The sequence below is a fragment of the Aquimarina litoralis genome (assembly GCF_039523995.1).
GTDB lineage: Bacteria > Bacteroidota > Bacteroidia > Flavobacteriales > Flavobacteriaceae > Aquimarina > Aquimarina litoralis.
In genome coordinates this window covers 1099929-1126082 of record NZ_BAAAGE010000001.1, presented here as the reverse complement: position 1 = coordinate 1126082, position 26154 = coordinate 1099929, and the positions used below count along the sequence as shown (strand labels likewise).

Below are 26154 nucleotides of genomic sequence, written 5' to 3'. Positions count from 1 at the left end.
TGTAAAGTATGTTCGCTATAGGGTAAGAACGCCTATTGTAGTACAGGTTTGAATCTGTATAATTCTGTCCATCGAATTCCTATATATCTTCCTAAAAGCATTGCTGACGCGATAATGAGTAGAATAATTTCTGGAAAAATGATAAGGATAGAAGGCAGTACTTTCCAGGATAATAATCCATAGCAGAGTGTTGTAGCCAAGATCGTTTGGAATAGCTTGTCAATTGCAATTTTATAGCCATCTTCGACCGTAGCTCTAGAAAACCGTTCGGCTGCTATGGTTAAAATGATCGTTGGAAAAAATGTTAATGTAGTTAACCAACTGATATCAAAAGTTAACCCAATATTGGTAGCAATAATCATTAAACCTACCATAATGGTTAGTGAAACCACCAGTTTAGGCGTATACAATAATCCAATAGAATCAAATGGATACGAGATCAAACCAACCAATAGAATCAACCCAACAAATAGTATAATTCCTGTAAAAAAACCAGTATGTAACAGAGAAAATGCAATTAAAACAGGAAGAAAAATTCCAAAGGTTTTTATCCCGACAACATTTCTTAAAAATGCTACTAGTAATCCTCCTAATGGCAATAGTAATAATAGATGTAAGGAAGATTTTGAGATAATGCCAGATTCCACCATACTCCAAAGAGAAATACCAGACAGCTTTGAAATTTCTTCAGAGTTCATCTTCAAAAAAGCGATATGATTCATTTCTTCGATCTGATAGGTATAATCAAACTGAATTCCAGATGTATGTGTGATTAAAAACTCATCTCCCTGATATATTTCTAAATAATTAGAGGGTAGATATGCGAAATGATTGTTGAGCGTATCAAATGGAATCCAATTTTCATTGATAAGCACTTCTGCCCATACGTGGGATGTTCTTTTGGTTGTGTTCTCAGCTATAATTCCTCCTTTAATTCTAGCTGGATATCCTAAATTCCGTAATAAGGCAACAAATAACCTACTTTTTCCATTACAGGAAGCTCTATTCTGTTTAATCGTAGTAAGCGCATCCGTAAGGGTAATAATTGGTGCCGAAGGAATGCTAGAAACATATTCAAAAACAGTACTAACTATTTCCTTATCAGTACTAACATTTTGTACCAGTTGTTTTGCTAAATCCGTGATCATATCATGATCCGACTGAATATTTGCTGTAGGCTGTAAAAACAACTCATATCCACCAGCAGTTTTCAGAAAATTCTTAGGGATGATATAACTTTTATCCTTTCCTTCGAAAATAAACTCATAATTCACATTATGGTATGAATCCTTACTATCAGTACTCCAAACCGCTCTTAGATTTTCATGCTGTTCTTCCTTTTTACTAAAATGTAGCGTACTATCTAAATAGATGCTTCCTACCGAAATTCTTTGTCTCGAATTATTCTTCGGAACAAATGCTTTTACATAAGTATTTTTATTTCCAGACTTAAAAAAATAATTGTAGTTTACTTTATAAACTTTGTCTGGATTAAAATCATCATAGCTAGATATGATGGGTTTTAATTTAAAAGCAATAGAGGTTAAGGCGATCACTGTAATTAGGAGTACCACAGTTCTAAGATTTGTTTTGGAATTCATAATAAGTTATTTTTGGCTGTATAACCGGGCAGAAAAAAAATACCCTACCCTGGACCGAAAAAAAATTCACATATGAGTGTATCCTCTAAATCTGTTTGTGAACAAGACGTGTTTAACGAATTGTTCAAAACGCACTCCAGAACCATTAGAAATCATATCTATTATAAATGTGGAGATCCTGACCAGGCAGAAGATATCATGCAAGAATCTTTTATTCGTTTATGGAATAATTGTAAAAAGGTAATCCTGGAAAAAGCCAGAGCTTTTTTATATAAGGTATCCACCAATTTATTTTTAAATCAGGTAGAACATCAAAAAGTGAGGTTAGCCTACTCCAAACTTTCACATCGCGACAGAAACCATGAATCTCCAGATTTTATTCTAGAAGAAAAGGAGTTTATGATAAAGCTCCAAAATGCTATTGGAGATCTTTCTGAAGCACAACGAGAAGTATTTTTACTTAATAGAATCGATAAAAAAACATATAACGAAATCGCCGAAATGCTAGGAATTTCGGTGAAAGCAGTAGAAAAAAGAATGCACAATGCCCTTAAAAAACTAAGAAAGATTATAAAAAATATTTAAGCGAGGTAGGGTATTTTGCTAAACGCCGGTTATACGGATATTAAACCTGAATGATATTTTTAAAACATCTGAGTATTCGAAACATAACTACACTACATGGAAGAGGATAAAGATCCATATTTGGCAAAATGGTTAAACAATGATTTAACCAATGACGAGCTAGCACAATTTTCTACATCTGAAGAGCTTGAAGATTATGAGAAAATTGTAAAAGGGCTGGAGTATTTTCATGCGCCTCCTTTTGATGAAGAAACCTCTCTTTCGGTAACCTTAGAAAAATTACAACACCAAAAAAAGAAAAAGGTTATTCCATTAAAACCTATTCTTTACACCATTTCTGCTGCAGCATCCATACTGCTAGTGATAGGATTATTTTTTAATAAAGTAACCCATGAAGCCGCATACGGAGAACGACTTGCCATCACGTTACCAGATGGTAGCAAAGCAGATCTAAATGCGGGATCATCGCTATCGTACAATCGTTTCTTTTGGTCTCAAAACCGAGAAATAGATTTAAAAGGTGAAGGATTGTTTACTGTAAAAAAAGGAGAAACCTTTACAGTAGTAACTACCGCTGGAGAAGTCGAAGTACTAGGAACTATTTTTAATGTAAAGTCTAGAGATCACATTTTTGAAGTGGCTTGTTATGAGGGAAAAGTAAAGGTGCAAACCAGTGCTGATGTACAAGAAATCATTACAAAAGGCGAGTCTGTTCTTCTAAAGGATAACAGCCTAAATAAAGTAAAAATTTCGGAGACCCAACCACTGTGGAAACAAGGAGAAAGTTTATTTAATAGCATTCCACTAAAAGAAGTGTTAGATGAATTAGAACGACAATACAACATAACTTTTGTGAGAACCTCTATAGATGAACATAAATTGTTTTCTGGAGGCTTTGTACATAACGATGTCAACCTTGCTTTAGAATCAGTGTTGGTCCCTATGAATATTGAATATATCGTAAACGGAAAAGAAATAAAACTGTCTAATAAATAAAAACTCCCACCGTTATTTAATAAAACAAGCGTGAAGAAAACTATTGTATTCCTTTTACTAGTAACCTACTCAGCACAAGCGCAAATTGTAAAGGAGTATAAAAATGCTCCATTGCAAGAAGTACTTACCGATATTTCTGAATCTTACGGACTGATTTTCTCTTACAGCAATGATATTATACAAGGCAAATCCGTTTCTATTAGCCTTGATAATACTCCTATTGATGAAATACTAACTACGCTACAATCCCTAACAAAACTTTCGTATAACAAGATTTCTGAAAGACAAATTACGGTGAGTACGCCAGATACCAAAACAACCATTTGTGGATATCTATATGATGGTGAAACCAACAGTCCTCTATCCTATGCCACTATTGTCATAAACGAATCTAATGAAGGTGTGATCTCCGATGAAAATGGTTTTTTCATATTCGAAAAAATTAATAAAACTGCTACCATCTCCATTCAGTATGTGGGATATAGCGAAAAAGCCATTCCTGTTACTGCTTTTAAAAAATCAGATTGCCAACGGATTCAGCTAATAAAAGAAAGTACCACATTAGACGAAGTACTTATCATAGAGTACATTACCAAAGGACTGGGAAAAAATATCGATGGATCCCTTATCATCACTAATGAGGAATTGGGAATCTTACCCGGACAAATCGAACCCGATGTTTTTCAGAGTATACAATCCATTCCTGGCATCAATAGTCCGGATGAAACCGCTACCGGAATTCAGATTAGAGGAGGTTCTCCCGATCAAAATCTAATCCTTTGGGATCATATAAAAATGTATAATACCGGACATTTGTTTGGGTTAATTTCTGCTTTTAATCCCTATGTGGTATCAGATGCAAAAATATTTAAAGGTGGCGCTGATCCTAAATACGGAGACAGAGTTTCTGGAGTAATCGACATTTCTAGTGATCACAAAATTCCCGAAAAATTAGAAGGCGGTGCTGGTATTAATGGTACTCATGCGGATCTATTTCTAAAAGCTCCTATCGGAAAAAACATAGGAGTCATTGTTTCCGGAAGAAGAGCGTATACCGATTATCTCGAAACTCCTACCTATTCCGCTTATTTCGAAAAAGTGTTTCAGAATACGAAAATCACTGAGGCTTTAAATCCTATTGATGCCGAAGAAGAAGATGAAATCGAAGAAGAAGTCTCGGATAACAATTTCTTTTTCTACGATACTAGTGTAAAACTCATTGCAGATATAACCGAGCATAATAACCTTAGTGTAAGCGGTATTTATACCAAAAACGATCTCGCTTTTGAGATTAATAATGAAGAAGATCAACTACGAGACAATCTTACGATCCAAAATGAAGGCATAAGTTTTTCTTGGATTCATACCAGTTTCAACAACATTGAGGCAAATATCAAAGGGTACTATTCTAAGTATGATTCTGATTATAACTTTACAGAAACACAAGAAACGGTTATCGAGGAACAATCCATCCGAAAAAATACGGTAGAAGATATCGGTTTTGATGTGGATTTGCAGTACAAATTTAACAACAAACGCTCGCTAGCATTAGGATATCAGTTTTCTAATAACGAAGTGTCTTATACGGTTACAAGAGAGGGAACTTTTGAAACTCCGATTAATGAAACAGACCTCATAAAAAATAGTGCGAACACGCTTTATAGCAATTATAAATACACCACTGATCAAAAAGGTTCTGTGAACCTTGGATTTCGTGCTTCTCATTATTCGGTGGTAGATCAATTCTATGTAGAACCGCGTATTAATATAGAATATCCGATTACGAATTCCTTACGCATCAAAGCTACTGGAGAACTACGATATCAACCTATCAGCCAGCTAGTAGAATTTGAAGATACGAAATTACGATTAGAAAACAATTTATGGATTCATTCGGATAATGATGAAATACCTGTTTTAGAAAGCTTACAATTCTCTGGAGGGTTCTTATTCTCCAAAAACAATTGGAATTTCGAAATCGATGGTTATTACAAAAATATTGATGGTCTTACCTCTCTTACCAATGGATTTAATAATATTAATAATGATTTATCTACTGGAGAAAGTGATGTGGTAGGCGTAGATGTTTTATTAAAAAGAAGATTTAAAAATTTTAGAACCTGGATTGGATATACCTTTAATAACATTGAGTATACCTTCCCAGAATTTCAGGAAGCTTCTTTTCCGGGCAATAATGATATCACTCATAATTTTCGGATTTCGAATACTTTAGAAATAAAGGATTGGGAGTTTTCTTTGGGTTGGCTATGGAGGTCTGGTGCTCCCTTTACCGATGCCGATCTGGTAGATGAGGAGATCGAATTTGGTACCCCCAATGCACTAAACTTACCTAATTATCATCGGTTAGATGCTTCACTGACCTATCATTTTGATATTATAAAAAATAAAGATTGGAAAGGACACATTGGAGTCTCCGTATTAAATCTTTATAACAGACAAGTGCCTATAGCCATCAATTACCAATTAGATGAAAATGCTGATGGCGATGCAGAGTTAGATATCATACGCCAACAGTCTTTGGGCATTACGCCTAATGTTACGTTTAGAATGAGTTTTTAGGTGTATACATTTTTGTATTGATAAACACTTACTCCTTAAACTGCTTTTCTTTTTTTCATTGCCAAACCAAGGGTAATATTATTAAATTAAGTATTCTTGTTGTCAGTCTGAGCTTGTCGAAGACCTATAAAAACTTAGTTTTCAATTTCACTTCGACAAGCTCAGTGTGACAAAGAACACAAACCCTCTTAACTTTATAAAAGCTCTTCGAGGTATTAAAAAACAACCTCTTACTAATTAATTACTCCCTACTACCCCATACCAAACTACTTCGAAGCGTTACTGAACTATTTCGAAGGATTACAATACTTCTTACAAGGAGTGTTCTTTGGCCTAACAACCCTTTTAGGATACCATACAAGGCTTTTTGTATGGCAAAAAAGGGTTACTTAATGGCCTAGAAGCACTTCTGTAAGGGCTCACAACCCTAAAATTAACAGCTCGAAGTATTCATTTGATTCTTAAAACCAGTTCGCCAAGGGGACTAGGGCATACTCGTATGGGGTGTTGGTAAAAAACAATATTGTATAAGTGGGGAATTTTTAGTTATATTAGAACGTTTAATAAGTGTAAGTGTACTACTTGGGTTGTATTTACAAAACATAACTAATATAGCTGTACTATTGAAAATATAACTACGTGGGCAAAATTTAACGATATGGACGAGAAATCACAAATTGAAATAGCGAAAGGTATTGGACAAGCAGCTGAAAAAGCTTTAGATTTTATTGAGAAAATTGTGGCTGGTCCAATAATGGAAGGAACTGGAATTTTTACTGATAAAGTCAAGTATTGGAGATTTAAAAATCAAGTAAATATTATTACTAAAGCTCGTGGATTCTTAAAAAGTAAAGGTATCGAAATACCAAAAAAAATACCTATAAAAGATGTTTCCACTCTGTTAGAATTTGCTTCATTTGAGGAAGAAGAAATAATGCAAGATGGTTGGGCCAAATTATTGGCAAACACAATGAATCCAAATAACCGATTTGATGCTTGTCATCTCTTTAGTCAAGTCCTAAACCAAATATCAGTAAATGAATTCTACATTTTGACTTACTTAAATTCTAGAAGTTTTATATTAACTAGTAATGAAAGACCTTACTTAGAAAAAAATGATTTGATCAGAAATAGTCATTCAGATTATCACACAGGGATATTACTTATCGATAATTTATTAAGGTTACGATTGATTGAAGAAGAACCTCCAAAATTTAAGGACAATTCAAACTATAACAGTATATATTCTAATTTTGATAAACTTCCTGAAAATGAAATAATAGCTTCTGACTCTTTTAGGATTTCCAAATTTGGTGCTGAATTAATTAAACAAATAACTGAATAAAAACTATACCTAACAACTTATATAGACCATATAACCAAATTGACCTATCGACTAGTTATTTTGTATTTATTAAGACATAATGATTTTAGAAGGTAAATGTTATTAATCAATGGCCAGAAAGATCAGAGAAGTAAGGTGCCATTCTGGCGCACAACGACAGATATATTAAACTTTATAAAATATAGACTTAAATTTCAATGGATAATAAATTAGAAGTAAAAGCAATATATGAATTAGAAGATTACGAGTTTTTTATTCCAGCTTACCAAAGAGGATATAGATGGAGTGAAAAGCAAGTTGAAGATTTATTAAATGATATTGATGAATTTCGTCCAAAACAATTAGAGAGTAATCCAGATGAAACAACATGGTACTGCCTGCAGCCTATCGTAATAAAACTAAGAGAGGACGGCAAATATGAAGTTATCGACGGTCAACAAAGATTGACTACAATATACTTAATACTGCATTATCTCAATTCCGTATATACTGAAGAAAATAGAGGAAAGCTCTTCAGTCTTAGTTATCAGACGAGAAGTAATTCTACTCAATTTTTGAAAGAAGAACTAAACAGAAAAGTTGACAATAATGAAAATATTGATTTTCATCATATCTCAAATGCCTATAGATTCATATGCAACTGGTTTAACAAACCCGGCTTTAATAGAAACGCTTATGAATCGAAGTTTAAATTCAGTGCTAAAGTTATCTGGTATGAAAGTTCGGAAGAAGATACAATTGCAGTATTCACGAGATTGAATATTGGAAAGATACCATTAACAAACGCGGAGTTAATAAAAGCATTATTTTTAAATAGTTCAAACTTTGACAGTAGCTATCCCGAAAAATTAAGAATTAAACAATTAGAAATATCATCGGAATGGGATCAAATTGAACAAACTTTGCAAGATGACAGGTTTTGGTACTTTCTTAATGCAAATCAAGCCAAAACAAATAGAATTGAATTTATTTTTGAATTGATGAACGATCAAATAGATCAAGATGATAATTATTCAACTTTCCGATTCTTTAATGAAAAATTTAAAAATAAAAACTTTTCAACCATTGAAAATAATTGGCTAGAGATTAAAAATTATCAGCAAAGATTTTTAGAATGGTTTGAAGAAAGAGATTTGTATCACAAAATTGGATATTTAGTTTCTATTGAATATTTATCAATTAGTGAAATCTATGAAATATCGAAAGATTTTACTAAAACGGAATTTAGATCTTACTTGGACGATAGAATTAAACATAGTTTAAAAAAAGTAACTTTGGAAGATTTGCAATATGGAGACAAGGAAATAAAAAACGTACTTCTTTTGTATAATATATTAATAATGTTAAATAACGAAAATGACAATTCCTATTTTCCATTCGAAATATACAAAACAGGAAATTGGGACATTGAACATATTACTTCGGTTACAGATAGCTTACCAATAAATAGACAACAATGGCTATCTGACGCAAAAGTGTTCATCGATATAACATTGTCCAACGGAGAAGAATTAAAAGCTGAAATAGAAGATACTAGTTACGATGACGATGAAGAATTTGAATTGATTTATAAACGAATGATTCAACACTTCAACACATATTTACCTGAATCAGACGTCAATGACATATCTAACCTAACATTATTAGATTCAGAAACAAATCGTGGGTACAAAAACGCTGTTTTTCCTATTAAAAGAAAGACAATAATTGATAGAGAGAAAAACGGAACATTTATCCCTTTAGGAACAAAAAATGTCTTTTTAAAGTATTTCAGTGATTACCCTCCTAAAATATCTTTCTGGACTCAAGAAGATAGAGATAATTATTATCAAGACTTAACAAACGTTTTGAAAGACTATATAACAATATAAGCAATGACTCAAAAAACTTATCAAGGGAAAATAACTACTTTCTGGAAATTAATCAAATCCCATAACATAGAGATTCCTATTATTCAAAGAGATTATGCTCAAGGGAGGATAGAAAAAGACGAGATTAGATCAAATTTTCTAAATGCTCTTTTCAATAGTTTAAACGAATCTAAAAGTATTCGATTAGATTTTATTTATGGAAGTATAGTTAATGACTCATTTCAACCCTTAGATGGGCAGCAAAGATTAACTACTTTATATCTTCTACATTGGTACGCTGCAATAAAAGAAGATATACCCAGAGAAAAATTCGAAAATATATTGACCAAATTTAAATATGAGACCCGGATAAGTTCAAGAGAGTTCTGCGAATCACTTATTTCGAATGCAATTGAAATTAATTTAGATACAACTCTCTTGAGTTCAAAAATAACTGACTCTTCTTGGTTTTTTCTCTCCTGGAAAAAAGACCCTACGATAGATTCCATGCTTCGAATGATAGATGATATTCATCATAAATATTTTAATGTTCAGGATTTATGGAAAAAATTAACCTCCGAAGATTGCCTGATAGACTTTTATCATGTAGACCTGGAAGATATTGGACTAACAGATGATTTATATATTAAAATGAATGCTAGGGGGAAATTACTATCATCTTTTGAAAATTTCAAAGCTAGCTTTGAAAAAAGAATTAGTGATGAAAAATGGGAAGAGAATATTGAATTCAAGCAATCTTTCGCTAACAAAATAGATTCCATTTGGACTGATTTATTTTGGTTACAAAGAACCACAAACAACATAGATAGTTTTTTCATTAGGTTTATTTCAACGATTGCAATGATAAGGACAGCATTAGAGAAATCTGATTCTAGAACAATAAGATTAAGATCAATACAGGAAAAACCAGATAGTATAAAGTCCTATTTTTTTTCTGAAGATTCATTTAAATACTTAGTAAACGTATTTGACATTTATGTAGATTTAAAATCAAGTATCCCAGAAATTAATTTCCCTCTTTTTCAACATCAACCGGATAATTCAATTCTCAGTGCGATAATAAAAGAAGGTTCAAATGCATCATATTCACAAAAAGTATTATTTTTTGCTGAAATAGAATTCTTACTTAGACATGAGACATTTGAAGATTCTAAATATCTTGATTGGATGAGGGTTATTCGAAATATTATTTCTAGAGGTGATGTTACTAAAAATGGTAAGAGACCAGCCATAATTAGGAGCCCAGAAACCTTTGAAGGAGTCATTAACTTAGTCAATGAATTAGCCAAAGGATGTAATGATATTTATTTGTATTTAAGTGAAAATCAAGTGAAATCCACATTTGCCAGAGAACAAATTGACGAAGAAAGATTAAAAGCAAGTCTCATTATTAACAACCCAGACGCCAAAAGTGTACTGCATGATACAGAAGATACAAATTTACTTCAAGGAAGAATTGAGTTTGCTCTACATTGCATAGATCATAATTTTAATAGCAAATCACTTGAAATTTCTAAACTTAGAACTATTGAAACTGTAATAAGGGAGCATTTTTCAGTTGATACAGATATCAACAACGATTTCAGACGTGCAATGTTAACGATACCAGATTCAAATGGAAACTATGAATATTATGGCTATTGGTGGTCTTTTTGGAATGTCGTAAGTGCAAATAAACGATGTCTAATTGAGAAGTATAGAGAATTAGAGTATTTTATTTATGGGAACTATAAAGGTAGAGAATTATACAGAGATTACTTCAAAGAACTGGTATTGAAACTTAGAAGTTCTGCACTTAAAGAAATCTCTAGTAATTTTGATCCTCCGATAAGTATGCCAACCTGGAAGGTGAAATTGATTAAAGAAACAGATTGGTTAGATAATCAGAGTAAATCTAATTATATAGCTATCCCAGAGGATGAAACATGTTGTTACTTATTGAAAAGTATGCGACCTAGAGATATTGAAGGATGTGTCAAAGTTGAGTAAATAAACCCCACACTGGCGCTCGTCTATGCCCAGTGCCTTCGATCCCGCCGCTAGCGCCCGAATCCTTTCGGGTGCCGTGTAAGAGTAAGAAAAGTATACCGAAATAGGTTTAAAAAATTATGTATGCGTATTTTAACTACTTTTAGACATTATGAGTAGGAAGTACAATTTCATAATACGTCAGGATTATATTTTGTAAGCTTAGCTTACGCTATCTAAAGTCTATATAGAGTACCGTACACCTTACATGATGTAAATAGATTCCGCATCAAGTGCGGAATGACAAAATCGGGAGCTGGCGATGGATGTTGTGTTTAAAAAAATACACTTTAAAAAAGTTTATACAATGAATAGAAAAAACATCAACTTATCAACAGCTTTTTTGATGCTTACTGGATGCGTCTTCCTAAATAGTTGTTTTAATACGAGTAATAACGCTACTAAAGAAGAAGTCTCTGCTCCAACTCAAAAAATCACATACCCAAGCGATGTAATTCCGTTTATGGATAAATTTAAAATACTCCTTGGAAATGGAAAGCATGTAAAAGATCTCGATAAGTTTGAAGAAAAAGACTTTTTCTATACTGCTATGGATAATACAGGATCTTGGGTTGTTTATAAAACTCCAAACTCTGGAGTCACTTCTAAAAACTCTAGTAATACAAGAACAGAGTTACAGGAAAAAAGAGAATGGACACCCGAACAAGGTGGTAAACTAACAGGTACGTGTAAAGTTATGCATGTTTCTACTTCTGGCGATGCTAGAGTTGCCGCTTCATATTCTACGGTGATTGGCCAGATTCATAGTGGCGAAGGACATGAAAATGAACCCTTAAAAATATTTTACAAGAAATTTCCAGGTCATGCGAAAGGTTCCGTTTTTTGGAATTATGAAATCAACACCGAAGGTGATGACAACTCAGGAAGATGGGATTATTCTAGTGCCGTTTGGGGATATGATATGTCTGTCGTTGGAACAACCAAAGATGAGTTTCCTGCAGAACCTGAAGACGGTATAGCATTAGGAGAACAAATTAGTTATGAAGTAAACGTGTATAAAGGCATCATGTATCTTACCTTTAAAAGTGATGGCCATACAACCAAAACATTTACTAAAAATCTTATCTCTTCTGAATATACAAAACGCTCAGACTTGCCAGAACAGGTTAAGAAAATGTTTGTGCCTATTGGCCGAGACGGAATAGAACGTGACACAGCGTATAAAGGAGAGTTGGTTTATTTTAAACAAGGTGTTTATAATCAAACCAATGGGAAAGATCCTGAAAAAAATATGCTTTGGCATACCGGTGCAGCAACTTATGGTGGTGATATCGCTAAGCAATATGAAAAAGGAAGTTATACGGAAGTATGGTTTTTAGAAGCTACTATTGGTTCCGGCACACCTCCAAAATAAAAGATGATCATACTGTTTTAAGGTAGACAACATAAACGCTACCCCACAAACATAATTACCCTTTTGGACAACTATGTTCGTTATATTTACCGTTGTGGATAATCACCAAATTTGCCCTTTTTACCAATTTTTGGTATTTTTGAAATAAACAATGCTAAAATGAGTAAAAATACATCAATATCACTTGGAAATTATTTTGATCAGTTTATTCAGAGTAGAATTAAGGAAGGACGGTTTAAAAATGTAAGTGAAGTAATTCGTGCAGGACTAAGACTTTTAGAAGAAGAGGAAAGTAAAGCTGCAGCCCTAAAAAATGCTATTCAAGAAGGAATTGACAGTGGAATTGCTCATGATTTTAACCCCAAAGACCATCTTAAATCTCTAAAAGCAAGAAAACAATCGAATCGCTAAATTCAAACTGACCAATAAAGCGGTTGAGGATTTATCAAAGATTTGGGATTATACTTTAGAGGTTTGGTCAGAACAACAAGCCGACAAATATTATGAAATGTTGATTTCCAATTGCCAAGAAATAGCTTATAATCCAGATTTAGGAAAAAACTACAAGAGAATTACTAAAAATCTCTATGGAGCAAAAGCAAATCGACATATTATTTTCTATCGAACTACGGACGAAAATTATGTAGAAATCACAAGGATTTTGCATGAAAGAATGGATTTAAAAAAACGAATACTTGAATAAAACTACCCGCAACAATTTCTATAGTTCATCTGTTCTCACACTAGCGCTCGTCTTTGACGAATTATATAAACCTACATTATGCAAATGGATTCCCCATCAAGTGCGGAATGACAAAATTATGATCTAGCGGATTTGTAATACGTGCAAATATCTTTTGACTTTGAATACTACCTATGTAAAGATGTATACCAAAAAAATGGTTGATACGAATTTTAATAGAAAACAGTATATTCGTCTAAAGAAACCACATCGATGAATTATATTGATATTATTCTTGGCATTTTACTTCTTTGGGGACTTATCAAAGGGTTTAGCAAAGGGCTGTTTGTTTCCTTAGCCTCCTTAGTTGCGCTAGTGGCAGGTATTTATATTTCTGTACACTTTTCTTATTACGTAGGTGATTATCTAGCACAATATGTGGATTGGAGCGATGGTGCACTTAAATTAACCGCCTTTGCGATCACATTTATCGGTGTTGTCATTCTGATCTCTTTGGCAGGAAAACTACTAACCAAAATTGCAGATTTTGCTTCCTTAGGGATTCTTAATAAGTTGTTGGGCGCTGCTTTTGGTGTATTAAAATTTGCTTTTATCGCCAGTGTAGTCATCATCTTTATCGACGCTGCCAACAGATCTTTAAAAATCATTAAGCAGGAAACCTTAGATGCATCGATTTTGTATGCTCCTGTAAAAAGTTTGGCTCCAGCCATTTTACCGAATATCTTAAAAGACAACAACACTACTTCCGAAGAAAGTACACAGGTTTAAGATAATTTTTTAAACCGTATCCTTCACATTATTCTGAATGTATTCTAAACACGAATCAAAGTCTTCGAATATATAATTTTCAGGAACCAAATCAGGTACAATATCGATATGTTCCATCATATATCTTGGTTGCTTTGCCAAGCCTACAAATAGTACTTTAATTCCTTTTTGCTGGAGTCCTAGAATGATCTCTTCCATCGTATATAATCCAGATTGATCCATATACTGCATTTTGGCCAATCGTACGATCACCACTTTTGACGTATCCGGAATCTGCGCAGCTAAATTCTGGAAGTCACTCGTAGATCCAAAGAACAATGGTCCTTTAAGATGTTTAATAAACACCTCTTCTTTCAACTTCTCCGGAAAGTTTTTCTCATCACTCCAAGCCTCTTCTTTCAGCGGTTTTACATCCGATCGTTCTGCTGTAAGATCCCCAATTTTTTTCATAAACATCAAACAGGCTATCACCAATCCAATACCTACAGCATACACCAAATTCCAAAAAGTAGATAAGATCAATACTACAAACATGATCAATACTTCAGAACTTACTTTAATAGGCCCTAGTTTGATGTCTTTAGGCATACTCGGCACTGCTTTTAGCCCTTTATAATCCATGACACCTATTCCTACAGTAATTAAGATTCCTGCAAGCACAGCAGCAGGTATTTTAGAAGCCACAGGTGCTAATCCCAACATTACTACAAATAGTACCAATCCTGCAATCATTCCGGATAATTTGGTTTTACCACCCGCATTGATATTTACCACAGTTCGTATGGTCGCTCCTGCTCCAGGAATACCTCCAAACAATGATGCTATAGCGTTACCAATACCTTGTCCTACCAATTCTTTATTCGGTTTGTGTCTGGTTTTTGTCATATTATCCGCAATCACACTCGTTAGTAATGAGTCAATCGCTCCTAATAATGCCAACGTAAATGCTGTAAAAATATAAGGTGTAACACTAGCTAGACTAAATCCTGTAAATATTTCCCATCTTGGAATGGGTAAACCGCTTGGAATCTCTTTGATTGGTCTATAATCCAACCCGAAACCATAGGCAATACCAGACATGACTACTAATGCCACCAATGTACTAGGTATCGCTTTTGTAATTCGTTTAAAACCATAAATGATAAAAATGGTTCCCAGCGCTAATAGTAACTCTAACCAATTAATATTTTGTAAAGCTCTAGGCAATGCTTTGATGGTTCCTAAAGCACCAGAGGTTTCTTTTCCTGCTAATGTTTGCGATTCTTTTAAGATATCAGCTTCTAAAATTGCTTCGGCTTTGGTAATGGTTTGTTTAAAATCTTCTAGCACCAAAATACCTTTACCCGCTTCTTCTTTTAAAATGTTCTTTAGGATTACTTCTTCTGCTTCTGGTTTAAATTTTGAAACAAACTCAACATCTTCTTTAGGATAGTATCCAACAGATGGTAATATTTGGGTTAACAAGATAATCACTCCAATCGCAGTCATAAATCCAGAAACTACTGGATATGGAATATATTTAATGTATTTCCCAATTCCGATGGCTCCTAATAGGATTTGGATCAATCCACATAATAAAAAGATCGTAAGGATGGCTGGTAATGCTTTTTCTACACTTCCATCATTAGCTGCGATAATTCCAGCGATCACCACCATACTTACAGCAGTCATTGGTGCTGTAGGCCCAGAGATTTGCGTATTAGTTCCTCCGAATAAGGCAGCGAAGAAACTGATAAAAATAGCTCCGTATAATCCCGCTGTAGGTCCTAATCCAGATGATACTCCAAATGCTAAAGCCAATGGTAATGCTACGATACCAGAAGTTAATCCCCCAAAAGCATCTCCTTTAAAATTGCTAAAAAATCCTTTCATTATACGTATGTTATTTCCTTAGAAGTTTAAATGTCTTATGTAAAACTATTAAAATAAAACAAAAAAGAGGTCTAAAAAGTATTACAAACTCGTATTTGTCAGTCTGAGCCTGTCGAAGATCATTTGAAAAACATCAGATTAAAAACTTCGACAAGCTCAGTTTGACAAGAACTTATTACTTTTTAGACCTCTCCTATTAGAAGATATATATCTTATTTAATTTTCGAAAAATGTTACACTTCCATTGCTAATGTCATACATTCCTCCAACAATCATAATCTCACCATTTTCTTCCATTTCCTTAAGCACTTCACTTTGGTCTTTTATGTTTTGGATTGTCATATTCACATTTTGCTCTGCAACATCGTTCACAAAATCAATATTTTTAGAAGTTCTTTCTGCTGGATCTGCAGGTTCTGTTACCGCTGCTACCGCTGGTTTAATCTTACTTAATACGCGGTAAGATTTCCCAGTTTCGCATCATCACACGCTCCTTTTACAGCTCCGCATGCTGTATGACCAAGTACCAAAACTAATTTAGTACCTGCCAGTTTACAAGCAAATTCCATACTTCCTAAAATATCTTCATTTACGAAATTACCTGCAACTCTAGCGCTAAAAATGTCTCCTATTCCCTGATCAAAAATCAACTCAGAAGACACTCTAGAATCTATACAACTAAGAATCGTAGCAAAAGGAAACTGACCTGATTTGGTATCATTTACCTGATCCAAAAGATCTCTATCTGCCATATGCTTTTCCTGAAATCTTTGGTTTCCTTCTTTAAGCAATTGTAATGCTATCTGTGGCGTTATTGCCGCTTGTGTATCTTTAGTATGTGCTTTCATATGTTCTTTTTTTAAATATTTTTTATGTTAAAAGAAAATTCCTTAAAAATAACAATGATCTTATCATTCATCAATAAGGTTATTTCTTACTCTTTTTGTTAATTAATTTAATTTTGGTCTTAACTTGAAAAAGTCGATATAACTTTCAGGGTTTTCCTCTGTACCTCGCTGGGATATCAACTTTACTGTGATGTTTCTGTTTTTTGCTTTTTCTTTAAAATCATCCAATATTTCGATCACATCATGATCTAAATAGGTTGTTTTCGTCACATCTAATTCCAAATAAGAATTTTGTGGTAAAGCATCAAGCTCTTTTAGTATGGTCGCCTTATTGAAAAAAGTAACCTCTTCTGCCAAGGTCATTTTAATTTTAGAAGTGCCTTCGCTTTCCTCCTTATGAAGGAAGTGAGAGTTTTGGTAACTTTTTATAAGTGTAATTACGATTCCTACCGCAAGTCCAATTCCTATTCCCCATAAAAGGTCTTTAAATACAATAAATACTACTGTAACGATAAAAGGAACAAATTGCTTCCATCCAGCAGTCCACATGTTTTTAAACGTAGAAGGTTTTGCTAATTTATACCCTACTAAAAGTAAGATTGCTGCTAATACAGAAAGTGGAATTTTATTAAGTAAGGTTGGAATTAACATTACAGAAATTAATAAGAAAAATCCATGAATAATGGCAGACATTTTGGATTTACCACCTGATTGAATATTGGCAGAACTACGAACGATTACCTGTGTAATTGGAAGTCCTCCGATTAATCCAGATATTACATTTCCTGCTCCTTGTGCAATTAATTCTCTATTGGTAGGTGTTACTCTTTTTTCTGGATCTAGCTTATCCGTTGCTTCTACACAAAGCAAGGTTTCTAAACTTGCTACCAGTGCTATAGTAAACGCGGTAACATAGATCTCAGTTTTTGTAATTACTTCCCAATTTGGCATGGTAAACTGTGCTAAAAAAGAATCTGCATCCGCAGGAACTGGAACGTTTACCAGGTTTTCTGTACTAATCGCTAAACTTCCTGAATCTCCGAAGACTACATAAAATATAATCCCCAGAACTACAGCTACTAAAGGTCCTTGTACCAATTGAAAGATCTTACCCTTTTTTGACAATACATTTTGCCATAATAATAAGATACCTAAACCTACCACTGCAATCAGTGTATCACCTATACTAATATTTAATAATGAATTGTATATTGGTGCAAATAACCCTTCTCCTTTTTGAGGAATATAACCAAAGAAATACGGAATCTCTTTAAGGAAAATGATAATACCGATACCTGTTAACATTCCTTTGATCACCGAAGAAGGAAAAAAGTACCCGATAACACCAGCTTTTAAAACTCCGAATAGGATTTGAATAACTCCCGCTAATACAACAGCTACTAAAAAATCCTCGAATCCAAGAGAAACAATCGCCGCGAAAACGATTGCCGCAAGACCAGCCGCTGGTCCACTTACTCCGATTTGAGAACCACTAATAGCTCCTACTACGATACCTCCTACAATTCCAGCAATTAACCCCGAAAATAAAGGAGCACCACTAGCCAAGGCAATACCCAAACATAAGGGTAGCGCCACAAAAAACACGACAATACTAGCTGGTATGTCTGATTTTAAACTTTGAAATAATTTTGAATTACTCATAACATAATAAGTAACGAAGTTAACAGTCGTTACATTTTTTTAAAAAATTGAAAAATTGATTTTCTCAGTCAAATAATACGTTTTATTCGACCTAAGTGTGTGGTTTACATTACCCCAATTCTGGTGGTGGAGTTGTATATTCTAGATATACTGATAGATTTTCATATATCAGATCTGGGTAGTATTTTATACTATAATAGGATATACCTGTATGCTTACTATCTGCATGCTGAGAAATCTTATCTTTTTCTTTCAGATCTTCTTTCTCTGATCCGTCTTTCTCATTAGATTCAGATTTTTCTTCGGTATCATCGATTGCATAGCTAATTGCAGTGCTATCTCCTCCATAAAAGTCAAACAAATTGCAGATATAATTACAGGTGTTCAGAAGAAAACCTGAAATAATCAAAAATTTAGCAATTTTTATTTTTATGGATGGCATAAATAATTTTTATGGATTATAAAAATAATAGTATTACTTTCAAAATCTGTTAAATCCATTGTAAAATTAATTAACAATTTACCCCTAAAACATACGTCCCTCGTGCTACACTTCTGATTATTAGCATTTTTTAACTTTTTCCTCGTTGTATAAAAAGTAACTATAGGCTAACTTTATTCCTATTGGAAAATAAGACTTCAAATAGAATAATAGTAATCGATGCTCTACGAGGTTTTGCATTGGCGGGTGTCTGTTTAGTTCATATGAATGAGCAATATATTGCATCTCCTCCATCAGAAAGTCTTATGGAAGTAACCAACACCATTTTTGATCAAATTTTAGGCGGAATCATAGGTTTTTTTATTGTTGGTAAATTCTTTGCATTGTTTTCGATTCTTTTTGGATTGAGCTTCTTTATACAAATGAACTCCGCATCGAAGCGAAATGAAAATTTTGGGTTACGCTTTTTATGGAGAGCTTTTTTATTGCTGATCATTGGCTATATCCATCAATTATTTTATAAAGGAGATATTTTAACCATATATGCTTTATTAGCACCTTTTTTAATTCCATTTTATCGAGTATCAAATAAATGGATTCTACTGGTGTCTGGATTGTTTTTAATCAGTATTCCAAGATTTATTGCTTTTGCTATCTTAGGAAATGAAAGTGCCTTCGGACACCCTTCTATTATGGATGGAAACAGCGCAACTAATTTAGCATATATCGCTACATTGAAAGAAGGAAGTATTACGGAGGTTCTTATTACCAACGGCACTCAAGGAATGCTGCACAAAATAGATTTTCAGATCGGCATATTTGCAAGATTTTATATGACGTTTGGTTATTTCCTAATAGGGTTATGGTTAGGCAAAATTTCTCTATTTCAAAATATAACGGAGAAAAGACTCTTACTTAGAAAATGGCTGAAACGAGCCTCCATATTTTTCTTGATAGCTCTTGCACTTACAGCAGGTATATTTGCCATTTCACCTCAACCTGTAGATTTCAAAAGCTGGCTACATGTTATCGGCATAAACATCTTTGATTGGTCCAATATTGCCTTAACTGGCATTATTTTGTGTGGTTTTCTTTTGCTCTACCCAAACAAAAAATGGATTCGATTTTTCTCTTTTTTTGAGTCATACGGGCGAATGGCACTTACCAATTATGTGTTGCAATCCATAATCGGTACTTTTTTACTTTTTGGATGGGGATTAGGACTTATCGGTAAATTACAAACTGTATACCTGGTCATCATAGCTGTAGTCCTTATCATCATACAATCCGTAATCAGCAAATTCTGGTTACAAAAATTCTACTTTGGTCCTTTAGAATGGGCATGGCGAAGTGCTACCAAAGGTAAAATTCAACGATTCCGAAAGTAGTTTTAAAGCTCTTTTAAATCTGTAGCTGGAATCCATCCTATTTTACCATCAGGTAGTTTGATTTTCTTCCAATCATTTACTGTTTCGGTAACTTTTACTTTGGTTCCTTCATGGAGTTCAAAAACCTCTTCACTTCTTAAGTTGGGTTCGCTTTTTACTGTACTTTCTTGTGCGAAAATAATGGCATATTGGTTATTCGTGATGTAACCATATTGTTTAAAAGCAAAAACCACAGCAAAAACTGCTATGAGTAATGACACCCATGAGCCTAAGAAGAAAAGTCTTTTTTTGGAAGATATACGTGCGGTATAATACAATAAAAACAGTACTACAAAAATGATTACGCAAAGAACTGCTATCCATGCCCAAGAATCAAAACTAAACATATTCGTAAAACTGTTTATAGTTCTCGAAATAACTCCTTCAGGAATTACATCAATTGCATCTATGGTAGCATTATTAGCAAAAGCCAAGTTATTCTTTATGTCTTCATCATTAGGTTTCAGTTCTAATGCTTTCTCGTAATAATAAATGCTTTGCCCTATATTACTCAGTTTATAATTAGCATTCGCTAGATTGTAATATAGTGAAGCTGATTCCTGACCACTTTCTAAAATGGCAGAATAAGCGTCTATAGCCTCTTGATATTTTTCTTGATTATAAAAGGAATTTCCTTTTTCAAATAATTGATCATTTTGCGCTAAGCCCAAAACACTCACTAGAAAAACAACTATTGTAATTAAATTCTTCACTACTATCAATATTTTATAATTGTTTATCAATTGCCGCAATCACTCTAGATGCTTTATCATAATCCTGTTGCATTGCTGAAGTAGAAGATGGCGTATATCTTGCAAATTCACAACTCTCTAGTAAAGCAATAAACTCTATTGAGGTAGCATCCTCTACATCTCTTTCTTTTAATAATCGTTGGATACGATCTTTACTCATCTCGCTAGTTTGTATATTCAGCTTTGCTTTTAGATAGTTATGCAGAGCTCGCTCCATTGCGATATAAAAATCCTTTTGATTTCCTAGGTTCTTTTTAGCTTCAGAAAGATATTTTCTTGCCAATTTATCAGCTTTTCGAACTCTGTTTCCACTAACATCACTCAATCGCTCTTCTCTCTTTTTACCAAAGAACATAAACAATGGAATTGCTAGTAAAGGTGCTGTTAGCATTACCCAAAATCCAGTAGACTTAAAGAAGTACTCTTTTTGGATTGGTTCCAAATCGGCGTCCAGTTTTAAAAATCTAAATTGGCTACCTGTTTGCGTTACCAGTTTTTTGGTAGTTCCTGAAGATTCCGAGTTTGTTACAATACTTCCACTATCAGGACCATTTTTCACATTAATTACAATCTCTGGAGAAGTAATTCGCTTATAGGTTTCTGTTTTTAAATCAAAATATGAAAAAGAAACAGGTGGAATTGGATAGGTTCCTTTGAACTGTGGTACTAATGTATATGAGTCTGATATACTACCGGACATTCCTGTAATATTGGTTCTTACTCTCTCATTATGTTCTGGTTCATATTGTTCTAAACCATTAGGTACACTTAACTTCGGTAAATCGAATAATTTAAGATTCCCATTACCAGACACCTGAATTTTGGTTTCCAAAGATTCAGTTGCATCTAATTCTGTTCTATTAGGTGTTATCTTAAAATCAAACGAACCTACAGCACCAGAAAAATCATCTGGTTTTCCTTCTATCGGAAGTGGCTTTACATTAATAGTTCTGGTTCCTGCAGCCACTGTTTTATTAACCGTAGAGTATAATTTACCTCCAAAAATATCTCTTCGATTCGTAGGAACATCAACAGCAATTGATAAGGTAAGAGGTTCTATCTCTAGTTTCCCTGTTTTTTGCGGGTATAACACTGTTTTTCCACATACTACAAAATTGTAGGGCTCACCTTTATATTCTCCTCGTTCGACTCTTAATTGACCTATTTTTATTGCCTGACTCCAAAAATCACTATACTTTGGGTTATCAATTTCTCTTAAATTACTTATTTGAATTCTTGGACTCACATAAAGCTTATACACTACAGTAATCGCTTCATTTAGGTATGGATTTGTCTTAGAAACCTCAGCAACCAGATGTAAATTTTCACTTGCTACATAATCGGCATTATTCCCGTCTTTTGGTTTTTCGACAGCCGAAGTTACCTGAACCTTTACAGGTAGCGTTTTATAAACTTGACCATCAATTTCTATAGTTGCTTGTCCTATCGTAAAGTTTCCTCTTTTGGTTGGAGATAAAAAATAGCTAAATGTCTTTGCATACGATCTCTTCCCATTAATCCAAGAGTTACTGATAGATTGATTCGGTCCTCCCACAACGGTAAATCCCTTGAAACTAGGCTGGGTAAAATTATCTCCATCCTGATTCATTTCGAAATCTACACGCAATCTCTCATTTATACCCAACTTCTTTTTGCTCACTTTGGCCTCGAACTTCACCTGAGCCACACCTAGCTGGGAAACTGCTAAAAATAATGCTACAAAAATTAATCTTATATTCATCAGTTTACCAATCTTTTTCTGTTTTTGTTTTTGCTCCTTTCGCCTTTTTGGCATTTATCTTATCCTGCACTTTTCTTTCTTCATTATTCATCGCCTCCAAAAGGCTTTTTACCTGCTGAGGAGATAATTGTCCTTGTACTTGCTGAGGTTGTTGCTTCTTTTCTTCAGGTTTTCCTTCGCCTTCTTTATTATCTTTTTTCTTCTCTTTTCCATCTTCATTAGGATCATCCTGCTTATCTTCTTCATCCTTTCCTTTCTCATCTTTTTTATCTTCTCCTTCATCTCCTTTTTGATCCTTCTCATCGCCTCCTTCTTTCTTATCTTCCTTATTCTCTCCGTCTTTCTTATCCTTGTTTTCCTTGTCTTTATTATCGTCTTTATTCTGATCTTTATCCTTATCTCCGTCTCCTCCTTTATCCTCGTTCTGCTGTTTTTCTAACATCTTCTTTGCCAATGCAAGGTTGTATCGAGTTTCATCATCCTTAGGATTGTTTCTCAATGCATTTTTATAAGCTTCTACAGCTTCCTTGTACTTCTTTTGCTCCATAAAGGTATTCCCTTGGTTGTGAAAAGCCTTATGTTTTTCTTTTTTGGTAGTTGCAGTTTTTGCAGCCTCTACATAACGATTATTAGCCTCATCGTATTTTTCAGTATTATAATAGGCATTAGCCAAATTATATTTAGCAACTGCATCTATAGGATTCTTAGAAATTGCCTTTCTATATTCTCCTTCTGCCTTCGGAAAATTACCGTCTTTTTGTAATACTTCATTTCCATTTGCAACATATCTATCCGCCTCAGCGATAATCTCTGCTCTATCTTCTTCCTGAGAAAAAGTAATTCCTACTTGAAAACATAATAATATGATAAGTAAATTTCTCATAGTATTTTAATTTTTTAACTACTCCTCATTAAAAAGGTTTAATCTTTTAACCCATGATGTTTTTCTTTCTAACAAGAAAACATCTAAAAATAATAACAATAATCCAGCTCCCAAAAACCACTGAAATTGATCCTTGAAGTCTGCAAATTGCTTTGCCTCGAACTCCTTCTTATCCATTCCCTGTAACAACTCCGTTACATTTTCTATCACCTCATTGGTATTCGTACCATCGATGTATACTCCGTTTGCCTCTTCCGCAATTTCTTGCAGAATTGTGGTATTCAATTTAGTAATAACGGTTTCGCCTTGGTTATTTTTCTTATATGTCTGAACGATTCCATTACGTTTTATCGGAATCGGACCTCCTTTTGTTGTTCCAACACCAATAGTAAATATTTTAATTCCTTCTTTAGCAGCATCTTCGGCGATAGAACCAATATTTCCTTCATGATCTTCTCCATCACTAATTATAAATAAAACCCGATTCGTTTGTTCTTCATCGTTATAATAGGTCTTTGCTAATTCGATAGCTTCATTAATTGCCGTTCCTTGAGAAGATAACATATCTGTATTCATAGACTGCAAAAACATCTTTGCAGAACCATAATCTGTTGTGATAGGTAACTGCGGAAACGCGCTTGCAGCATATGCAATGATACCTACTCGATCACTCGCTAAATTATTAATGATCTGAGTTACTAATTGCTTTGATTTTTCTATTCTATTTGGAGCAATATCCTCGGCAAGCATACTTTTAGAAACATCTATGGCAAACACCACATCCACACCTTCTCGTTTTACAGTTTCGAGCTTCGTTCCGATTTTTGGATTTACCAAGGCGATCACAAAACAAGCAAATGCCAAACTGATTACAACTATTTTCAATACGGATTTAAAAACAGATTGATTAGGGCTAAGTCTTTTTAATAGTTCCTTATCTGCAAATCGCTTCTGTGTTGTTTTCTTCCATATCAAAACACCCATAAATACTACAATTAGTACCGGGATCACCAATAACAACCAGAAATATATTTTCTCTTCTAATAAGTACATCTTAAATAGTTCTTAGTTTATGGTTTTTAGTCGATTGATTTCTATATCTACAATAACAAAATAAAATTTCATTTCACTTCTCTTCAACCTGCTTTTATTAACCTTTAATTTTTAATGCAAATGCATTTATTTTTTCTTTTACCTCCGAAGAAAGCTCGTTACTCTTTATCCAAGCATGCACATCTCCTACATATTCCATTCCCAAGTAAGCAGCACTTCTCGAAAACGGCATACTAAATTCTTCTACTCGATCATCATCATTACTACAACTAATCATAGCCATTTCTTTTCCTCTTAACATACGCCCAAAATCCTTCTCTCTATATAAGTAATCCGAAATTCGATCTAAGAAAACCTTCATAACGCCACTCATCGTATACCAATATACAGGTGTTGCGAGTATAATGGTTTGATAATTCTGAACCATATTTTTAAATATAATTTCAAAATCATCTTTATTCTGAAACTCATAATCAAAATAGTTGATATCTCTTTGATTAAGGTCTATTACATCAAATCCAGTTACATTCTCCAAATAAGAAACAACAGTATGTGTATCTCCATTACTTCTAGAACTTCCTTGAATAATAATTCCTTTTTTCAAACTTCTAAATTTTATACAAAACTTCTAAATACAGTAAATCTCAAAAGAAATTCAAACAGTAATAAGATTCCTGCTAATAGTACTAAGGGTCTAAACTTTTCTTCGTAATTGTAAAACTTAAACTCTTCTACATCTGTCTTTTCTAACTTATCAATCTCTTCATATATCTGCTCCAGTTTCTTATTATCTGTTGCCCTGAAGTATTTTCCTTTTGTAACCTTAGCTATTTCTTTAAGAAGCTCTTCATCTATCTCTACTTTTACGTTTCCGTATTGAAAAGTTCCATTAGGTCTAATCGCTACAGGCGCTAATGCCATACCGTTTGTTCCTAAACCAATCGTATAGGTTTTTATCCCATATTCTACCGCTAACTCTGAAGCGATTTTAGGGTCAATAAAACCAGCATTATTAGATCCATCGGTTAGCAGTATAATTACTTTACTCTTGGCTTTGCTATCTTTTAATCGATTAACAGAGGTTGCCAATCCCATTCCAATAGCAGTACCGTTTTCCAACAAATTGTTGTATTCGATTTCTTTCATTGCACTAAGCACAATAGACTTATCACTGGTAATAGGCGTTTTTGTAAAGCTCTCTGCGGCATACATTACCAATCCAATTCTATCATTAGGTCTTCCCTGAATAAATTCGGCTGCTACATCTTTTAGTGCTTCTAAACGATTAGGTCGTAAATCTCTGGCCAACATACTCGCAGAAACATCAATTGCCATTACAATATCGATTCCTCTCGTAGTTTTTGTTTTGGTTGATACATCAACCGTTCGAGGTCTTGCTAGCGCTATGATAATTAATGTCATTGCTATCAATCTTAACAGTAACAATAAGGGTCTTAATTTTGCAAGTAAGCTACCAGATGCCTTAAATCCTTTTATACTGGATATTTTTAACTCGGCTTGCTGCTTATTCCTTTTCCATATATACCAAGCAATTGCTAGTGGTAGTATTAAAAACAACCAAAAAAACTGTGGATTTTCAAATGTAAAATTTTCAAACATTT

21 protein-coding genes and 1 pseudogene are annotated in these 26154 nt (G+C 33.7%); 11 read left to right on the top strand and 11 right to left on the bottom strand.

From position 1 onward, the window contains the following. Nucleotides 1-32: 32 nt before the first annotated feature. Complete coding sequence (locus ABD077_RS04435; RefSeq protein WP_343910872.1) at nucleotides 33-1601, bottom strand: 7TM domain-containing protein; 1569 nt, start codon at nucleotides 1599-1601, stop codon at nucleotides 33-35. A gap of 72 nt (nucleotides 1602-1673) precedes the next feature. Between ABD077_RS04435 and ABD077_RS04430 the strand changes: the two genes are divergently transcribed. The 10 genes from ABD077_RS04430 (at nucleotide 1674) to ABD077_RS04385 (ending at nucleotide 13852) form a co-directional block, all read left to right on the top strand. Continuing rightward, a complete protein-coding gene (locus ABD077_RS04430) occupies nucleotides 1674-2186 on the top strand; it encodes an RNA polymerase sigma factor (RefSeq protein WP_299610722.1) in 513 nt (170 codons plus the stop codon). 96 nt (nucleotides 2187-2282) lie between these two features. Then, nucleotides 2283-3182, top strand: a complete 900-nt coding sequence (locus ABD077_RS04425; protein WP_343910868.1) for a FecR family protein — start codon at nucleotides 2283-2285, stop codon at nucleotides 3180-3182. 30 nt (nucleotides 3183-3212) lie between these two features. Further along, nucleotides 3213-5762, top strand: coding sequence for a carboxypeptidase-like regulatory domain-containing protein (locus tag ABD077_RS04420; protein ID WP_343910866.1), 2550 nt, complete (start codon nucleotides 3213-3215; stop codon nucleotides 5760-5762). 658 nt (nucleotides 5763-6420) lie between these two features. Next, complete coding sequence (locus ABD077_RS04415; RefSeq protein WP_343910864.1) at nucleotides 6421-7107, top strand: Abi-alpha family protein; 687 nt, start codon at nucleotides 6421-6423, stop codon at nucleotides 7105-7107. 197 nt (nucleotides 7108-7304) lie between these two features. After that, nucleotides 7305-8978, top strand: a complete 1674-nt coding sequence (locus ABD077_RS04410; protein ID WP_343910862.1) for a DUF262 domain-containing protein — start codon at nucleotides 7305-7307, stop codon at nucleotides 8976-8978. 3 nt (nucleotides 8979-8981) lie between these two features. After that, complete coding sequence (locus tag ABD077_RS04405; protein WP_343910860.1) at nucleotides 8982-10967, top strand: GmrSD restriction endonuclease domain-containing protein; 1986 nt, start codon at nucleotides 8982-8984, stop codon at nucleotides 10965-10967. 346 nt (nucleotides 10968-11313) lie between these two features. Then, the gene (locus ABD077_RS04400) at nucleotides 11314-12381 is read left to right on the top strand and encodes a polysaccharide lyase family 7 protein (RefSeq protein ID WP_343910858.1); all 1068 of its coding nucleotides are present in this window, start codon (nucleotides 11314-11316) and stop codon (nucleotides 12379-12381) included. A gap of 159 nt (nucleotides 12382-12540) precedes the next feature. Then, on the top strand, nucleotides 12541-12792 hold the full coding sequence (locus ABD077_RS04395) for a type II toxin-antitoxin system ParD family antitoxin (RefSeq protein WP_299900708.1): 252 nt from the start codon (nucleotides 12541-12543) through the stop codon (nucleotides 12790-12792). Beyond that, on the top strand, nucleotides 12785-13084 hold the full coding sequence (locus tag ABD077_RS04390; protein ID WP_343911968.1) for a type II toxin-antitoxin system RelE/ParE family toxin: 300 nt from the start codon (nucleotides 12785-12787) through the stop codon (nucleotides 13082-13084). Before ABD077_RS04395 ends, ABD077_RS04390 begins: the two co-directional genes overlap by 8 nt. 252 nt (nucleotides 13085-13336) lie before the next feature. Continuing rightward, entirely contained in the window at nucleotides 13337-13852 is a 516-nt protein-coding gene (locus ABD077_RS04385) for a CvpA family protein (RefSeq protein ID WP_299608738.1), read from the top strand. A 9-nt stretch (nucleotides 13853-13861) separates the two neighbouring features. On the opposite strand, the gene ABD077_RS04380 is transcribed toward ABD077_RS04385, so the two are convergent. From ABD077_RS04380 to ABD077_RS04365, 4 genes and pseudogenes are all read right to left on the bottom strand, one after another. Then, nucleotides 13862-15724 (bottom strand): SulP family inorganic anion transporter, encoded by a 1863-nt coding sequence (locus ABD077_RS04380; RefSeq protein ID WP_343910854.1) that lies wholly within the window; start codon nucleotides 15722-15724, stop codon nucleotides 13862-13864. Nucleotides 15725-15940: 216 nt separating this feature from the next. Continuing rightward, nucleotides 15941-16572: pseudogene (locus ABD077_RS04375) on the bottom strand (carbonic anhydrase family protein). 102 nt (nucleotides 16573-16674) lie between these two features. Then, nucleotides 16675-18234 (bottom strand): SulP family inorganic anion transporter, encoded by a 1560-nt coding sequence (locus ABD077_RS04370; RefSeq protein WP_343910852.1) that lies wholly within the window; start codon nucleotides 18232-18234, stop codon nucleotides 16675-16677. A 109-nt stretch (nucleotides 18235-18343) separates the two neighbouring features. Then, nucleotides 18344-18676 (bottom strand): hypothetical protein, encoded by a 333-nt coding sequence (locus ABD077_RS04365; protein WP_343910850.1) that lies wholly within the window; start codon nucleotides 18674-18676, stop codon nucleotides 18344-18346. Between the two features lie 182 nt (nucleotides 18677-18858). On the opposite strand from ABD077_RS04365, the gene ABD077_RS04360 reads away from it, so the two are divergent. Then, a complete protein-coding gene (locus ABD077_RS04360; RefSeq protein ID WP_343910848.1) occupies nucleotides 18859-20064 on the top strand; it encodes a DUF418 domain-containing protein in 1206 nt (401 codons plus the stop codon). Nucleotides 20065-20066: 2 nt separating this feature from the next. Here ABD077_RS04360 and ABD077_RS04355 read toward each other — a convergent pair whose 3' ends face one another. From ABD077_RS04355 to ABD077_RS04330, 6 genes are all read right to left on the bottom strand, one after another. Then, nucleotides 20067-20816 carry a tetratricopeptide repeat protein gene (locus ABD077_RS04355; RefSeq protein WP_343910846.1) on the bottom strand — a complete coding sequence of 250 codons (750 nt, stop codon included), beginning with the start codon at nucleotides 20814-20816 and terminating at the stop codon, nucleotides 20067-20069. Between the two features lie 13 nt (nucleotides 20817-20829). Then, nucleotides 20830-22596 (bottom strand): BatD family protein, encoded by a 1767-nt coding sequence (locus tag ABD077_RS04350; protein ID WP_343910844.1) that lies wholly within the window; start codon nucleotides 22594-22596, stop codon nucleotides 20830-20832. Nucleotides 22597-22600: 4 nt separating this feature from the next. After that, entirely contained in the window at nucleotides 22601-23479 is an 879-nt protein-coding gene (locus tag ABD077_RS04345; RefSeq protein WP_343910841.1) for a tetratricopeptide repeat protein, read from the bottom strand. A gap of 18 nt (nucleotides 23480-23497) precedes the next feature. Next, complete coding sequence (locus ABD077_RS04340; RefSeq protein WP_343910839.1) at nucleotides 23498-24532, bottom strand: vWA domain-containing protein; 1035 nt, start codon at nucleotides 24530-24532, stop codon at nucleotides 23498-23500. A 97-nt stretch (nucleotides 24533-24629) separates the two neighbouring features. Further along, nucleotides 24630-25136 (bottom strand): flavodoxin family protein, encoded by a 507-nt coding sequence (locus tag ABD077_RS04335; protein WP_343910837.1) that lies wholly within the window; start codon nucleotides 25134-25136, stop codon nucleotides 24630-24632. Between the two features lie 11 nt (nucleotides 25137-25147). Then, on the bottom strand, nucleotides 25148-26152 hold the full coding sequence (locus ABD077_RS04330; protein ID WP_343910835.1) for a vWA domain-containing protein: 1005 nt from the start codon (nucleotides 26150-26152) through the stop codon (nucleotides 25148-25150). Between the last annotated feature and the right edge of the window lie 2 nt (nucleotides 26153-26154).

What these genes read in the sequence shown, in the direction of transcription:
- ABD077_RS04435 (WP_343910872.1), bottom strand. Translation starts at nt 1,601, where the DNA reads ATGAATTCCAAAACAAATCTTAGAACTGTGGTACTCCTAATTACAGTG.
- ABD077_RS04430 (WP_299610722.1), top strand. Translation starts at nt 1,674, where the DNA reads ATGAGTGTATCCTCTAAATCTGTTTGTGAACAAGACGTGTTTAACGAA.
- ABD077_RS04425 (WP_343910868.1), top strand. Translation starts at nt 2,283, where the DNA reads ATGGAAGAGGATAAAGATCCATATTTGGCAAAATGGTTAAACAATGAT.
- ABD077_RS04415 (WP_343910864.1), top strand. Translation starts at nt 6,421, where the DNA reads ATGGACGAGAAATCACAAATTGAAATAGCGAAAGGTATTGGACAAGCA.
- ABD077_RS04410 (WP_343910862.1), top strand. Translation starts at nt 7,305, where the DNA reads ATGGATAATAAATTAGAAGTAAAAGCAATATATGAATTAGAAGATTAC.
- ABD077_RS04405 (WP_343910860.1), top strand. Translation starts at nt 8,982, where the DNA reads ATGACTCAAAAAACTTATCAAGGGAAAATAACTACTTTCTGGAAATTA.
- ABD077_RS04400 (WP_343910858.1), top strand. Translation starts at nt 11,314, where the DNA reads ATGAATAGAAAAAACATCAACTTATCAACAGCTTTTTTGATGCTTACT.
- ABD077_RS04395 (WP_299900708.1), top strand. Translation starts at nt 12,541, where the DNA reads ATGAGTAAAAATACATCAATATCACTTGGAAATTATTTTGATCAGTTT.
- ABD077_RS04385 (WP_299608738.1), top strand. Translation starts at nt 13,337, where the DNA reads ATGAATTATATTGATATTATTCTTGGCATTTTACTTCTTTGGGGACTT.
- ABD077_RS04380 (WP_343910854.1), bottom strand. Translation starts at nt 15,724, where the DNA reads ATGAAAGGATTTTTTAGCAATTTTAAAGGAGATGCTTTTGGGGGATTA.
- ABD077_RS04370 (WP_343910852.1), bottom strand. Translation starts at nt 18,234, where the DNA reads ATGAGTAATTCAAAATTATTTCAAAGTTTAAAATCAGACATACCAGCT.
- ABD077_RS04365 (WP_343910850.1), bottom strand. Translation starts at nt 18,676, where the DNA reads ATGCCATCCATAAAAATAAAAATTGCTAAATTTTTGATTATTTCAGGT.
- ABD077_RS04350 (WP_343910844.1), bottom strand. Translation starts at nt 22,596, where the DNA reads ATGAATATAAGATTAATTTTTGTAGCATTATTTTTAGCAGTTTCCCAG.
- ABD077_RS04345 (WP_343910841.1), bottom strand. Translation starts at nt 23,479, where the DNA reads ATGAGAAATTTACTTATCATATTATTATGTTTTCAAGTAGGAATTACT.
- ABD077_RS04340 (WP_343910839.1), bottom strand. Translation starts at nt 24,532, where the DNA reads ATGTACTTATTAGAAGAGAAAATATATTTCTGGTTGTTATTGGTGATC.
- ABD077_RS04330 (WP_343910835.1), bottom strand. Translation starts at nt 26,152, where the DNA reads ATGTTTGAAAATTTTACATTTGAAAATCCACAGTTTTTTTGGTTGTTT.